The sequence below is a fragment of the Nocardia sp. NPDC057272 genome (assembly GCF_042668615.1).
Lineage (GTDB): Bacteria > Actinomycetota > Actinomycetes > Mycobacteriales > Mycobacteriaceae > Nocardia.
Genome location: NZ_JBHUYK010000017.1, coordinates 87,572 through 100,341, shown reverse-complemented (window position 1 = coordinate 100,341; position 12,770 = coordinate 87,572). Strand labels below are relative to the sequence as shown.

The 12,770-nt window shown below is 67.8% G+C and carries 18 protein-coding genes; 9 read left to right on the top strand and 9 right to left on the bottom strand.

Translation table 11 applies throughout. From position 1 onward, the window contains the following. Positions 1–2: 2 nt before the first annotated feature. Complete coding sequence (locus tag ACFULV_RS22390; RefSeq protein WP_378629835.1) at positions 3–431, top strand: holo-ACP synthase; 429 nt, start codon at positions 3–5, stop codon at positions 429–431. Between the two features lie 13 nt (positions 432–444). Here ACFULV_RS22390 and ACFULV_RS22385 read toward each other — a convergent pair whose 3' ends face one another. Next, the gene (locus ACFULV_RS22385) at positions 445–1,065 is read right to left on the bottom strand and encodes a TetR family transcriptional regulator (protein ID WP_378630031.1); all 621 of its coding nucleotides are present in this window, start codon (positions 1,063–1,065) and stop codon (positions 445–447) included. Between the two features lie 319 nt (positions 1,066–1,384). Between ACFULV_RS22385 and ACFULV_RS22380 the strand changes: the two genes are divergently transcribed. After that, entirely contained in the window at positions 1,385–2,605 is a 1,221-nt protein-coding gene (locus ACFULV_RS22380; protein ID WP_378629838.1) for a hypothetical protein, read from the top strand. Positions 2,606–2,653: 48 nt separating this feature from the next. Here the strand turns inward: ACFULV_RS22380 and ACFULV_RS22375 are convergent, their stop codons facing one another. Both ACFULV_RS22375 and ACFULV_RS22370 read right to left on the bottom strand, forming a co-directional pair. Next, on the bottom strand, positions 2,654–3,421 hold the full coding sequence (locus ACFULV_RS22375) for an ABC transporter permease (RefSeq protein ID WP_378659572.1): 768 nt from the start codon (positions 3,419–3,421) through the stop codon (positions 2,654–2,656). Further along, positions 3,418–4,380, bottom strand: coding sequence for an ATP-binding cassette domain-containing protein (locus tag ACFULV_RS22370; RefSeq protein ID WP_378659569.1), 963 nt, complete (start codon positions 4,378–4,380; stop codon positions 3,418–3,420). Before ACFULV_RS22370 ends, ACFULV_RS22375 begins: the two co-directional genes overlap by 4 nt. Positions 4,381–4,490: 110 nt before the next feature. Between ACFULV_RS22370 and ACFULV_RS22365 the strand changes: the two genes are divergently transcribed. After that, positions 4,491–5,216, top strand: coding sequence for a TetR/AcrR family transcriptional regulator (locus tag ACFULV_RS22365; protein WP_378659566.1), 726 nt, complete (start codon positions 4,491–4,493; stop codon positions 5,214–5,216). Here ACFULV_RS22365 and bcp read toward each other — a convergent pair. Beyond that, positions 5,213–5,686 (bottom strand): thioredoxin-dependent thiol peroxidase, encoded by a 474-nt coding sequence (gene bcp / locus ACFULV_RS22360; RefSeq protein WP_378659564.1) that lies wholly within the window; start codon positions 5,684–5,686, stop codon positions 5,213–5,215. The two genes, ACFULV_RS22365 and bcp, sit on opposite strands and share 4 nt — an antisense overlap. 75 nt (positions 5,687–5,761) lie before the next feature. Between bcp and ACFULV_RS22355 the strand changes: the two genes are divergently transcribed. Continuing rightward, complete coding sequence (locus tag ACFULV_RS22355; protein ID WP_378629848.1) at positions 5,762–5,995, top strand: DUF3618 domain-containing protein; 234 nt, start codon at positions 5,762–5,764, stop codon at positions 5,993–5,995. A 67-nt stretch (positions 5,996–6,062) separates the two neighbouring features. Here ACFULV_RS22355 and ACFULV_RS22350 read toward each other — a convergent pair whose 3' ends face one another. Beyond that, positions 6,063–6,359: an excalibur calcium-binding domain-containing protein gene (locus ACFULV_RS22350; RefSeq protein ID WP_378629849.1), complete on the bottom strand. Its 297-nt coding sequence runs from the start codon at positions 6,357–6,359 to the stop codon at positions 6,063–6,065. 134 nt (positions 6,360–6,493) lie between these two features. Continuing rightward, positions 6,494–7,471, bottom strand: coding sequence for a pirin family protein (locus ACFULV_RS22345; RefSeq protein WP_378659563.1), 978 nt, complete (start codon positions 7,469–7,471; stop codon positions 6,494–6,496). Between the two features lie 71 nt (positions 7,472–7,542). Between ACFULV_RS22345 and ACFULV_RS22340 the strand changes: the two genes are divergently transcribed. The 4 genes from ACFULV_RS22340 to ACFULV_RS22325 all read left to right on the top strand — a co-directional run bounded on the left by ACFULV_RS22340 (position 7,543) and on the right by ACFULV_RS22325 (position 9,910). Beyond that, positions 7,543–8,007 carry a MarR family winged helix-turn-helix transcriptional regulator gene (locus tag ACFULV_RS22340; protein WP_378659561.1) on the top strand — a complete coding sequence of 155 codons (465 nt, stop codon included), beginning with the start codon at positions 7,543–7,545 and terminating at the stop codon, positions 8,005–8,007. Positions 8,008–8,072: 65 nt separating this feature from the next. After that, positions 8,073–8,921 carry a hypothetical protein gene (locus tag ACFULV_RS22335; protein WP_378659559.1) on the top strand — a complete coding sequence of 283 codons (849 nt, stop codon included), beginning with the start codon at positions 8,073–8,075 and terminating at the stop codon, positions 8,919–8,921. A gap of 27 nt (positions 8,922–8,948) precedes the next feature. Next, complete coding sequence (locus ACFULV_RS22330; RefSeq protein WP_378659556.1) at positions 8,949–9,755, top strand: alpha/beta fold hydrolase; 807 nt, start codon at positions 8,949–8,951, stop codon at positions 9,753–9,755. A 23-nt stretch (positions 9,756–9,778) separates the two neighbouring features. Then, positions 9,779–9,910 (top strand): hypothetical protein, encoded by a 132-nt coding sequence (locus ACFULV_RS22325; RefSeq protein WP_378629857.1) that lies wholly within the window; start codon positions 9,779–9,781, stop codon positions 9,908–9,910. 5 nt (positions 9,911–9,915) lie between these two features. Here the strand turns inward: ACFULV_RS22325 and ACFULV_RS22320 are convergent, their stop codons facing one another. Then, positions 9,916–10,809 carry a LysR family transcriptional regulator ArgP gene (locus ACFULV_RS22320; protein WP_378659553.1) on the bottom strand — a complete coding sequence of 298 codons (894 nt, stop codon included), beginning with the start codon at positions 10,807–10,809 and terminating at the stop codon, positions 9,916–9,918. Between the two features lie 72 nt (positions 10,810–10,881). Here ACFULV_RS22320 and ACFULV_RS22315 point away from each other — a divergent pair, with 72 nt between their 5' ends. Beyond that, positions 10,882–11,502 carry a LysE/ArgO family amino acid transporter gene (locus tag ACFULV_RS22315; RefSeq protein WP_378659550.1) on the top strand — a complete coding sequence of 207 codons (621 nt, stop codon included), beginning with the start codon at positions 10,882–10,884 and terminating at the stop codon, positions 11,500–11,502. Positions 11,503–11,511: 9 nt separating this feature from the next. Here ACFULV_RS22315 and ACFULV_RS22310 read toward each other — a convergent pair whose 3' ends face one another. Both ACFULV_RS22310 and ACFULV_RS22305 read right to left on the bottom strand, forming a co-directional pair. After that, the gene (locus ACFULV_RS22310; protein ID WP_378629863.1) at positions 11,512–11,850 is read right to left on the bottom strand and encodes a hypothetical protein; all 339 of its coding nucleotides are present in this window, start codon (positions 11,848–11,850) and stop codon (positions 11,512–11,514) included. 76 nt (positions 11,851–11,926) lie between these two features. Further along, positions 11,927–12,556 (bottom strand): transglycosylase SLT domain-containing protein, encoded by a 630-nt coding sequence (locus ACFULV_RS22305; RefSeq protein ID WP_378659547.1) that lies wholly within the window; start codon positions 12,554–12,556, stop codon positions 11,927–11,929. Between the last annotated feature and the right edge of the window lie 214 nt (positions 12,557–12,770).

The following is a 12,770-nucleotide window of genomic DNA, read 5'->3' as shown; positions in this document are numbered from 1 at the left end:
TCGTGACGATTCTCGGTATCGGCTTGGACTTGGTGACCATCTCCGAGTTCGCCGAACAGCTGCAACGGCCCGGGTCGACCATGCTCAGGGAGACATTCACCGCTGGTGAGCGTCGCTACTGCCAGAGCAAGCAGACCGACCCGGCCCGCAGCTTCGCCGCACGCTGGGCCGCGAAGGAGGCGGTGCTCAAAGCCTGGGCATCGTCTCGTTTCGCCCGCAGTCCGCAGATCGGCGACAACCCGTATCCGCTCATCGAAGTCGTCAACGACGCGTGGGGCAGGCCCAGCATCAAACTCCACGGTCTCGCCGCGGAGTTCCTGCCCCGCGTCCGGGTGCACCTCTCCCTGACCCACGACGGTGATACCGCCGCGGCGATGGTGGTGCTGGAGGATCCGGGCGAACTGGCCGATCTGATCGACGGCCGGGGCTAGAAATCGCGAACCGCTACTCTTCGTCGGCGGTTCGCGATTCTTTTTCCGCCACCAGCAGATACGCCACCATGAGGCGCTTGAGTTCGGCGACGGCGTCGGTATTCGACTGATTTTCCTGCACCGAGAAATTCAGCATCGAATACACGACGTGCACCAGCACTTCGGCCATCATCGTGCGCCGGGCGCGTGGGGTGCGCGGTGTCAGCGGCCGCAGCATCTGCGAGACGACCGCGGCGAATTCCTTTTCGTGCAGCGCGCCTGTCGCCCGTGTGGACGGGGTCGACTGCATCGCCAGCCACACTTCGCGCCGTGACGGGTCGGTGGTCCACAGATTCGCCATGTGGTCGACGAACTGGTTCATGTGCCGCAACCAGTCCAGCGAGGGCACTTCACCGTGGAAGTCGGCCAGCTCGCGGGAAACCGCAACCAGGTCTTGCCGATTGAGTTCACAGACGATCACGTACTTGTTGGCGAAGAACTGATACAGCGTGCCGATGGGCACCTCGGCGCGCTGGGCGACCTCTTCACAGGTGAACGACTCGAAACCCACTTCGACCAGCAACTCGCGCGAGGACGCCAGCAGCGCGTCGAATTTGCGCTTGCTGCGCTCCTGCGTCGGCCGCTTGCGCGGCATCAACTCCTGGGGGTCGTCCTGCAATTCCAGCGCAGGGTCCGGACGGCTCTGCGGTGACCGGGCCTGCGCGTGTACTTCCACCCATCCAGGCTAGCGGTATACACAGATCCGCGACACGCCTCTACCGACAGCGTGTCAACAACTGGCCGAAATCCCGACCCATCCATGCCCTGACCGGTGACGAATCATCAGATAAGTGTGCGTCTATCTGCACGCTTATTCGCGGCTAGCCAGCTCACGCCGCACCAGACCTACCGCGAAGTGACGGACCCTGCGTGGTCCCGTCCCGCACCGTTTCGCACAGGGGAAGGCAAGACTTGTGGCAGCAGGATCTGTGGTAACCCTCGGCGTCAGCACCGAACGGGGAGCCGTGCACGCGGTGGCGTTCGCCGAATCGGGCGTCACTCTCACGGATCGGATGCTGCTGCGGCGCACCGTCCGTGCCAAGGGAGACGGTAAGGCCGAAGTGGCGGCAGCGGTACACACCGCCCTCGACGCGATCGCGGCCGAGCTCGATGACGAGCACGAGATCGCCGGGGTGGCAGTGAGTTACCGCGACGCCGTCGAACGGCGCGCGATCGTGACCCGCCTGGCGGAGACGGAATGGCGCACAGCCTCGCTGGTTTCGGCGAAATCGTCGCATCTGTTCGTCGCGGGCGCGATGACCTGGCTCGACGAGTTCGACAATCTGCTCGTCTACGAGGCGGTGCCCGGCTACCAGGCGATGACACTGATCGACCAGGGTCGTCACCGTGTGCTCGCCGCCTACTCGCAGACCGGCGCACCCACACCCGACGCATTGCGCGCCGGTGTGTCGGCGGCGTGGGATCAGTTCGAGGCGGCGTCGGTGAAGCCGGCCGCGGTGGTGCTGGTCGGCTCGTCGTCGGACGCACCCGCGGTGCGCGACGCGGTCGCCGGATTCGGGGTGCCGGTGCTGCCGTGCCGGTTGGCGCCGTTCGCGCCCGCCGCCGGTGCCGCGCTGGTGGCGCTCGGCGATACGGTCGTGGTGCCGATCTCCACCGGGTCGCGGTCCAAGCGGGGGACGGCGATGGTCGCCGCTGCGGCGAGTGTGCTCGCGGGCGGGCTCGTCGCGGGTGGTTCGTACGCGGTGATCAACAGCGGGCCGCCCGCGGTCGACAACACGGCCGTGTCGTCGGAGCCCGGTGCCGCGTCGGCGCCGGTCATTCCGCAAGCCCCCCAGACACACGAAGCCGCCTCGGTGGAGTCCGGGTCGAGCGGCGGTGTGGGTTCCGGTAGCGGGTTGCAGGTGAGCCCGGCGGAAGAATCGCCCACTTCGCCGTACGAAACCGTGTCGCCGAATCCGCAATTGGTGAACCCGGGCGAGTTCCCGCTCGACTACCCGACCCAGCTGTACGGGGACGCGCCACAGGAAGACCCGCTTCCGCTCGAACCCGCCGTTCCCGTGGTTCCGCAGATTCCCGCCGCCGCACCGACCCTGCCCGGCACCGGCATCCCGCTCGGGATGCAGCCCGCGCAGGCGCCCGTGCCCGACGGTCCGCACACGGCGTCCGCCGACTGATCGGCTCCACACCGAAGGGGCAGCGTACGCGCTGCCCCTTCGGTGTGCTCAGACGTTGGTCTGTCGACGGAACAGCGCCCCCGCCGCGATGTACCCGACGAGCCCGATACCGGCACACCACAGCACCGCGAGCACCCAGCTGTCGCCGATCGGTGCGCCCATCAACAACCCGCGCAGCGTCTCGATCACCGGGGTCACCGGCTGATTCTCGGCGTACCAGTGCAGCCACGTCGGCATCGAAGAGGTCGGCACGAACGCCGAACTCACATAGGGCAGGAACATGAACACGAAGGTGAAGCCGTTGGCCGCCTCCGGGTTCGGGGCGAGCAGGCCCAAGGCGGCCGCCAACCACGACAGCGCGAACACGAACATCGCCAGCACGCCGAAAGCGCCCAGCCAGCGCAGTGGATCGGTGGTCGGGCGGAAACCGAGCACCACCGCCACGACGATCACGATCGCGGAGGTGATCAGATTGCGGATCACGCTCTCGGCGACGTGCCCGGTGAGCACCGCCGATCGGGCGATGGCCATGGTGCGGAACCGGTCGATGATGCCCTCGGCGACGTCGGTGGACAGTGCGAGCGCCGTGGTGGACGCCCCGAAGCTCGCACACAGCAGGATGATTCCGGGGACCACGTAGTCGATGTAGGCGCCGGGACCCACGTCCATGGCGCCACCGAAGACAAACACGAACATCAGCAGGATCATCACCGGCAGCACGACCGTCATGATCATGGTGTCGGGGCTGCGCAGGGTGTGGCGGATATTGCGGTCCAGCATGGTGGCCGAATCCTGCAGTGTGCGCGTGGCGTTCATGCCGCGACCTCGGTTCGTCCGGGCTGACCGGTCAACGCGAAGAACACGTCGTCGAGGTCGGGGGTGTGGACAGTGAGCTGCTCGATCGCGATGTCGAGTTCGGCGAAACGGTCGAGTAGCCGCTTGATCTCGTCGGCGCTGCCGTCCGAGGGCACCTGCAGGGTCAGCTGTTCGGGATCGGGGTGGGCACCGGCCGCGGTGTCGAGTGCGTTGGTCGCGGCGGTCAGCAGCCCGCGATCGGCGAAGCGGAACAGGATGTGCCCGCCCGGCACGAGGCGTTTGAGTTCGGCCGGGGTGCCGTCGGCGACGATCCGGCCGTGGTCGAGTACGGCGATCCGGTCGGCGAGCTGATCGGCCTCCTCCAGGTACTGGGTGGTGAGCAGGATGGTTGTCCCCTCGGCCGCCAATTCCCTGATGGCGGACCACAGGTCGCGTCGGCTCCGCGGGTCGAGGCCGGTGGTGGGTTCGTCGAGGAAGACCATGCGTGGCTCGCCCATCAGGCTCATCGCGAGGTCGAGCCTGCGCCGCATGCCACCCGAGTAGGAGGCGACCGGCTTGTCGGCGGCGTCGACGAGGTCGAACCGTTCCAGCAGTGCGTCCCCACGGCGTCGGGTCTCGTCCTTGCCGAGGTGCAGCAGTCTGCCGGTGAGGCGCAGGTTCTCGGCGCCGGTGAGGACCCCGTCGACGGCGGCGTACTGACCGGTGACGCCGATCAGGCGCCGGATCGTATCGGGGGCTTGCGCCAGGTCGTGTTCGAAGAGCCTGATGTCGCCGCGATCGGGCCTGCTGAGCGTGGCCAGGATGCGGACCAGCGTGGTCTTGCCCGCACCGTTGGGTCCGAGCAGGGCGAAGACGGTGCCCGCGGTGATGTCCAGGTCGAGGTCGTCCAGGACGACGTGGGAGCCGTAGGTCTTGTGCAGCCGACGGATCGAGAGGGCGGGCGGTGGTGGGGATGTCATGAGTTCTCTCCGATCGAGAAACTGTTTATGTAATAAACACAGTTTATAGGCTAAACAGTTCTTGAGCGCAAGAGCGCGCGGGTTAGAGTCGAGACGAGCAGAGGAGGCAGATGACGACGTCCGGCGACATGGCGCTACCGAAAGCGGTCGAGCTGATGTGGGGGCGCGAGCAACCCGGCGGCAGGGGGCCCAAGCGCGGGCTCACCCTCGATCAGATCCTCGACGCCGCGACCGAAGTGGCCGATGCGGAGGGTTTCGCGGCGCTGTCGATGAATCGGGTCGCCAAGCAGCTCGGCTTCACCGCGATGTCGCTGTACCGGTACGTCGACAGCAAGAACACGCTGGTCGACCTGCTGATGGATCGCGTGGTGGGGGCCCCGCCCGAGATCGCCGCAGGAACGCCGTGGCGGGTGGGTCTCGAGCAGTGGGCGCTGGCCGAGTTCGAGCGGCTCGGCCGTCATCTGTGGTGGTTGGACATCCCGCTGAGCCGGCCGCCAATGGGGCCGAACAACATGGCCTGGCTCGAAACGGCGTTGCAGGTTCTCGCCGAGGCGGCCGTGCCGGAGCCGATCAAGCTCCAGCTGGTGATGAACGTGTCGATGTTCGTGGTGGGTAAACGGCGGTTCCTCCGGGATCTCCAGGAGGAAGAGGGCGGCGACTTCGCCTCGGTGATGGCCAGGGTGCTCGACCCGCAGCGCTTCCCCTCGGTGTCAGCCGCCCTCTCCAACGCCGCGTTCGACGATGACGATATCGACTGGGAGAGGGCCGACTTCGAGTTCGGCCTCGCCCGGTTGCTCGACGGTTACGAGGTCTTCATCGCCACTTTCGGCGACTAGACCGACAGGTCGCGGCGCAACTTCGCGACGTGCCCGGTGGCGCGGACGTTGTACTGGGCCACCTCGATCTTGCCCAACTCGTCGACCACGAACGTCGAGCGGATCACGCCCGTCACGGTCTTGCCGTACATCATCTTCTCGCCGAAGGCGCCCCATTCTTTGAGCACCTCGCGCTCGGGGTCCGAGAGCAGCGGAAAGGTCAGGCCCTCGTTGTCGCGGAACTTGGCCAGCTTGGCGGGCTTGTCGGGAGAGATGCCGAGCACCTCGAGGCCCGCGCCGCCCAGCTCGGCCAGATTGTCGCGGAAGTCGCAGGCCTGCTTGGTGCAGCCGGGGGTGCTGGCGGCGGGGTAGAAGTAGACGATCACCTTGCGGCCGCGGTAATCCGACAGCGACACGTCCTTGCCGTCGGCGTCGGGCAGCGTGAATTCGGGGGCGGTGTCTCCGGGGGAGAGGCGATGGTTGTCGGTCACCACCGCACGGTAACCGACCGGGTCCGCGAGGCGCATGGATAGACTCGGTGACGAGCAGCAGACATATACCTGGAGGTGACGGTGGCCAAGGACGACACCGACCGGATCGAACGCGAGATCGAGATCGCGCGTACCCGGTTGGCGACCACGCTCGACGAACTGGCGGTGCGCGCGGATCCGCAACGGATCGCGGAAGACACCAAGACGATGGTGGTCGCCAAGTTGAACGAGCCGAAGGTCAAATACACGCTGATCGGAGCGGGCGCCCTCGTGGCCGGCCTGGTTCTGATCAAGATCTTCCGCCGCTGAATCAGCCGGCCGGACAACAAAAAACACCCGATGTGCCAACGAGTCACATCGGGTGTTTTTTCTGTCTTTACTGCGTGGGGCAGGCCAGGCCGTCGCCATCGGGATCGAGGTGCGGCGAGTAGCCCGGCTCGCCACGGAACAGCGGCGCGCGTCCTGCGGCCATCGCGTCGTCGCAGCTGCGGAACGCGCCACCGGCCGAGCCGGACTGGACCAGGTTGGCCGAGCCGGTCGCGCCGAGGATGGAGTCGAAGCTGGACGAACCGGTGCCCGCCGAGCCCGATACCGGGTCGGCGTGGGAGACGGGAGCGGCGATCAGGGCGAGCCCTACGGCGGCAAGGCTGACGGTGAGCCGACGAACGTTCATGAATTCCTCTATGTCTGCTGCGGTTCGGGTGTGGTCACGGCCACGATGTGGCCGGTAGCCCCGTCCACCTTTGTGACGGGGCGACCGATTGTCAACCGCACGCGACCCGAGGATTCGCCGGGAGTCTCGGTCGGTTATTCACCCAGTCTGCGCCCGGTCAGGTGTTCGGCCGGGATGGTGCCCATGCGACCCGCGTTGAAATCCTCCATCGCCTCGATGATTTCCTCCCGAGTGTTCATCACGAACGGCCCGTATTGAATCACCGGTTCGCGCAACGGAGTTCCGCCGAGTAGCAGGACCTCGAGGTCACCGGTGGTGCTGTGCTGGGTGAGATCGGCGGTCAGGGTGAGGGCGTCGCCCTTGCCGAAGACCACCAGCTGCCCGGCGTTGATCGGCCTGCGATCGACGCCGACCGTGCCGCTGCCCGACAGCACATAGGCCATCGCGGTGAAGTCCTTCGGCCACGGCGTCTCCAGCTGGGCGCCGGGGACGAGCGAGGCGTGCGCGTAGGCGATCGGGGTGTAGGTGGAACCGGGGCCGGAGAAACCGGCGAACTCACCCGCGATGACGCGCACGAGCGCGCCGCCGTCGTGCGAGCTCACCAGGGTCAGTTCGCTCGCTCGCAGGTCCTGGTAGCGCGGGGTGGCGAATTTGTTCGCCCGCGGCAGGTTCACCCACAGCTGGATTCCGTGGAACGTGCCGCCGGAGATGACGAGCTTCTCCTCGGGCAGTTCGTCGTGCAGCATGCCGGAGCCCGCGGTCATCCACTGTGTGTCGCCCTCGCCGATGACGCCGCCGCCACCTTGGGAATCGTGGTGGACCATGGTGCCGTCGAGCATGTAGGTGACGGTTTCGAAGCCACGGTGCGGGTGCCACGGCGCGCCCTTGGCCGCATACGGCTCGTAGGCGACCGGGCCCATCTGGTCGAGCAGGATGAACGGGTCGGCCGAGCGCAGGTCGACGCTGGGGAACGGCCGGGTCACCTCGAATCCGGCGCCCTCCTGCTGGCGCGCGGCGGTGACGATCTGGCGGACCGGTCGCTGGGTCTCGGTGACATCGGGACGGGGCAGCCGGGGCAGCACCATGATGTCGTCGACGGTGATAGCTGGCATGGGGTGCCTCCTGGGAGCTTCGACAGGCAGTTGGTTTCCATGTCAACCAACCGAGTCCTAGAATCATTCCCGTGCCCAGATGGTTGTCCGAAGAAGAGCAGCAGACATGGCAGTCCTACATCCTCATGCGTCAGCGACTCGACGCCGTCCTGGCCGCGGGCCTGGGCGAATACGGACTGTCGATGGCCGACTACGAGCTGCTGGTCCCGCTGTCGGCGGCGACCGACGGATGCCTGCGGGCCAAGGAGCTGGCCGCCCAGGTCTGCTGGGACAAGTCCCGGTTGTCCAAGCATGTGGCCCGGATGGCCGCTCGGGGACTCGTCGATCGAGTGCAGGCCGAGGACGACGCGCGCGGAATCGTCGTGTCGCTGACAGAGGCCGGACGCACGGTGTTGCGCGAGGCCGCGCCCGAGCATGTCGAATTGGTGCGGGAGCTGTTCGTCGACCGGATGACCGACGCGGAAAGCACGGCGATCCGCTCGCTGGCGGGCAAGGTGATCGCGGCGAGTGAGGCCCGAAGCGATTCGGCCGGTTAACGATTCAGGCCACCGACCCGATGCGCAGTAGACAGGGCTCGAACTTCGCACGCAGGGGTGGTGGCATGAAGGCAGCCGGATTCATCGTGTCAATGGGCATGCTGTGTGCGTTGTCGGTCGCGGGATGCTCGACCGAAGACGGCACCGCGCAACCGGCGACGACGACCGCCCGAGGTGGCTCGTGGGGTTCGGGTGTGCCCGCCACCGAACTGCCCGGCGCGGGCGGTCCGACGACCGCGCCGGTTCAGCCGCCGGCGATCACCGTCGACCCGACGACGCCGGGCCCTCGCCCGACCGGTCAGGGCGCACCGAGCAGCCTCCCCGGCACCACCGCGCCCCGGCCACCGGTCGCGACCGATGTCGTCTCGCTGGTCGCCGTCGACGCCGCGGGTCAGCCGGTCAACGGTTTCACCTCGGCCGACCCCACGCCGGTCGGCGTCCTCGACTGCTCCCACATGTCGCCGAGCCGCTCGGCCACCACCGCGGGCATCTACGAATGCGGTGCGTCCGCCGACTCGGCCAATGTGTGCTGGGCGGCTCCCGACAAGGCATCCCTGCTGTGCGCGAACGATCCGTGGCAGCGCGGACTGCGCCGGTATACCGTCGACCCACCGGTCGCCGATATCGGCGAAACCGCGTCGCCCGAGCCGTGGGCACTCGAACTCGCCGACGGCCGCCACTGCCGCATCCGCGTCGGCGGCGCCTGGGGCGGTCGCTCCGACGGCCTGGTCGGCGCCTACTCCTGCGACGGCGGCAACGACGTCGTCCTCCAGCCGTCCACCGCCCGCACCGCCATCGACACCTCGACCAGCACCTGGCTGGTGAAGATCGGGCCACTCGGATCCGGCGCACCCGACTTCCCCGCTCCCGCGACTGTCGCCGTTCGCACCGCCTACTTCGCCGCGGTGAACTGAGGCGGTTGCGTGGCGGTACGTTGAGATATGCCCATCGCCTCGCTCAACGGCATCCAGCTCAGCTACGACGTCACCGGTTCGGGACCGCTTGTCCTGCTCGTGATGGGTAGCGGGAGTCCTGGACGTGTCTGGCGCACCTATCAGGTGCCTGCCCTGGTCAAGGCGGGGTTCACCGTCGCCACTGTCGACAATCGGGGGATCGCGCCGTCATCGGAGTCCGCTGCGGGGATCACCATGGCGCAGCTGGTCGGTGATACCGCCGCGCTGATCGAGCACCTCGGGGCTCCGGCGCATGTGGTCGGCACCTCGATGGGGTCGCGGATCGTCGCCGAACTCGCGCTGGCTCGGCCGGAGTTGCTGCGCCGGGCGGTCATGTTCGCCGCCACCGCGCGTCCGCATCCGGTGACGAGCACCCTCAGCAAGGGCGAGCAGGCGTTGTTCGACAAGGGGATTCAGCTGCCGCCGGAATACGCGGCCGCAGTCAAGGCGATGATCAATCTGTCGCCACACACCCTGGCCGATCCGGCCAAGGCGCAGGAGTGGCTCGATATCTTCGAATTCACCTCGGGGAAGGGAACTCCCGGCACCCGGGCGCAAGCGGGAATGGATCGGTCGCAGGACCGGCGGCAGGCCTATCGGGGGATCTCGGTGCCCAGCTTGGTGGTGGGGTTCGCCGATGATCAGATGGTGCCGCCGCGGTTCTGCCGGGAGGTCGCCGAAGCGATCCCGACGGCCACCTATGCCGAGATCGAACGGTGTGGGCACTACGGGTATCTGGAGCGGCCCGATGAGGTCAACCGCATCCTGATCGAATTCCTTTCCGCTGCTCGCTGATTCACCACTCACAAGGATCTTCGATGACTGATTCGCCGAACTGCCCCGCCTGTGACGACAAGTTCACCTATCGGGAGATGAACGGAACGTGGGTGTGTACCAACTGCGCCAATCAGTGGGGACTGAGCCTGGTCCCGGATCTCGACGACGCGTGAGCCGGTCAGTTCGTCGCCAGCGCTGACGCGGCGGCCGCGGCGATCGCGGTGGCGACGGCGGCGAGGGCGGGGGAGTGCAGCTTCCACTGCTGCCAGTACAGCGGGACATCGATGTGGGAATCACCGTCGATGTTGACCAAAGTGCCTGCGGTGCGGTCTTTCCCGGTTTGCAGGTCGGGCAGCATGCCCCAGCCGAGGCCGAGCCGCACCGCGTCGGCGAACGCGCTCGACGAGGGCACGTAATGACCCGGCGGATCGACCTGGCGCCGGGTGCGCCGGCGTAGCTGGCGGAACTGGAGATCGTCTTTGCGATCGAAGTGCACGACGGGCGCGTGGGCATACGCGGCGGAGGTCGGGCCGTCGGGGAACCAGGTGCGGACGAACCGCGGTGTCGCCGTGGGGCGATAGCGCATGGCGCCCAGCGGGGTCACCGTGCAGCCCTGCACCGGTGTGGCGGTGGCGGTGATCGCGGCGGTCACCGTGCCGTCGCGCAGCAACCGGGTGGTGTGTTCCTCGTCTTCGCGGTGCAGGTCGAAGGTGATCCCGGCGGGCACGCTCGCGAGCGCGGGCATCACCCACGATTCGAGGGAGTCGGCGTTGACGGCGATCGGGATGCGAATCGGCCGGTCGGCGGGGCGGTCGGCATCGCCGAGTTCGCGCACGGTGTCGCCCGCGAGCAATTCCACCTGCCGGGCCAGTCGCAGCACCGCGAGCCCGGATTCGGTGGGGCGCACCGGTTTCGAGCGTTGCACCAGCACGCGTCCCGCCGATTCCTCCAATGCCTTGATCCGCTGGCTGATGGCCGACGGGGTGAGATTGAGCCGACGGGCGGCCGCGTCGAACGTGCCCTCGGTGAGGACGGCGTTGAGGGCGCGCAACTGGTCCAGCTGGAAGTCCACTTAAGTGACTCTAATGGTTGTGAAGAATCATTAGCTGGACTGAAAATTGACGGTCTCTTAACGTCGAGAGCTGTGACGGCATCATCGGCGGCGTCGGCCGCCCTCTCCGGATTGGGCTTCGGGCTCTCGCTCATCGTGGCCATCGGCGCGCAGAACGCGTTCGTGCTGCGCCAGGGGGTGCGTGGGCAGCACGTGTTGCCGGTGATCGCGGTGTGCGCGGTGTCCGACATCGTGTTGATCGGCGCGGGCGTGGCCGGGTTCGGGGCGGTCGTCGAGTCGTTTCCGGCGGTGCTGACCATCGCCCGGTACGCGGGGGCGGCCTTTCTGGTCGGCTACGCGCTGCTGGCGGCCCGGCGTGCCCTCGGTTCGTCGACCCTGATCGCCGACGCGGCGGGTGCCTCGGTGGCCGTCGGTGCGTCCGTGCTCACCTGTCTGGCGCTGACCTGGCTCAATCCGCACGTGTATCTCGACACGCTGGTCCTGCTCGGTTCCTTCGCCAGCACCTACGCGACGCCCGACCGCTGGTTCCTGGCCGCGGGGGCCATGCTCGCCAGCGTCCTGTGGTTCGGCGCCCTCGGCTACGGTGCCCGCCGGCTCGGTCCGCTCTTCGCGCGCCCGGGCGCGTGGCGTGTCCTGGATTCGCTGATCGCCGTGGTCATGCTCGCGCTGGCCGTCGGGCTGCTGCTCGCCTGAGGCGCGGCGCTAGGACTCCCACGGCTTCACCGGGGGCTTGACCCACAGCAGCTTCTCGTCGGCGTGGGTGCGCACCGCGGCGGCGTGCTCGGGGTTGCGGGCCGCCCAGGCGTCCTTCTGGTCGAGGAGGTCGGCGACCACCTGCCAGGTCTCGCCGGTGCTCGGCGGATTGGTGTCGGCGGCGCGGGCCAGCTTGCGCAGGGTGGCCGCAGGCAGGGCGAGCAGTTCGGCGCTGCGGATATCGCGTGACCACACGTAGGCGGCCATGCGGCGGGCCTTGGCGACGCGGCTGGCGGTGGCCGCGTCGGAATGCGCGTGATCGGGTGCCTGATCGGCGCTGTCTGGCACGACGGCGATTCTACGACGGAACGCCCGCGCTCCGGTCGGCGATGACCGGGGCGCGGGCGTTCACCCGTCAGGTTGCTCAGTAAGCGGAGTTGACGTTGTCCATGGAGCCGTAGCGCTGCGCCGCGTAGTTGCAGGCCGCGACGATGTTGGCCACGGGGTTCCAGACGTCGAAGGGGGTGCCCTCGACGTGGTAGGTCGCGAAGGTGGGGTCGATCACCTGGAGCAGGCCCTTGGAGGGGATGCCCATCGCGGCGTTGGAGTCCCACAGGTTGATCGCCTGGGGGTTGCCGGTCGACTCGCGCATGATGTTGCGGTGGATGCCCTCGTAGCTGCCGGGGATGCCCTTGGCGGCCATGATGTCGAGCGCTTCGGTGATCCAGCCGTGCAGGTTGTCCTCGTAGGACTTCACCTCGGGCATCGGGGCCGGGGCGGCCTCGGGAGCCGGGGCGGCCTCCGGTGCCGGGGCGGGAGCGGCCTGCGGCGCGGGCGCCGGGATGGCCTGGATGGCGGGGGCGGCGCCGACGGCGGGGATGTTCTCCGCCTGCTCGACGACCATGGCGGCACGCTCGGGAACGCTGTCGTCGGCGAACGAGACGGCGGAGGACGCTGCTACGGCGACCAGACCGACCGCGGCGACTGCCACGGTGAACGCCTCACGGCGCGAGCGACGGCCGATAACGGTGCTGAGCTTGTCTTTGTTGAGCATTGCTTTTCTGTTCCTTCATCTCTGTCTGGCGACGCAGGCCCTGCATCAGGGCGCGATGGATCGCGCAGCGCGCACGGGAGTACACGCCGGTCAGGCGATGCGTTGTTTCTGTCTGTATGGGAAGGTGCGACACTGTCGGGGGACGAACGCTCGATGGCAGTTCATCGCTGGCGCCGCACGGTGCTCCACAGCTGGCTGCGGGGAGACCACGCGC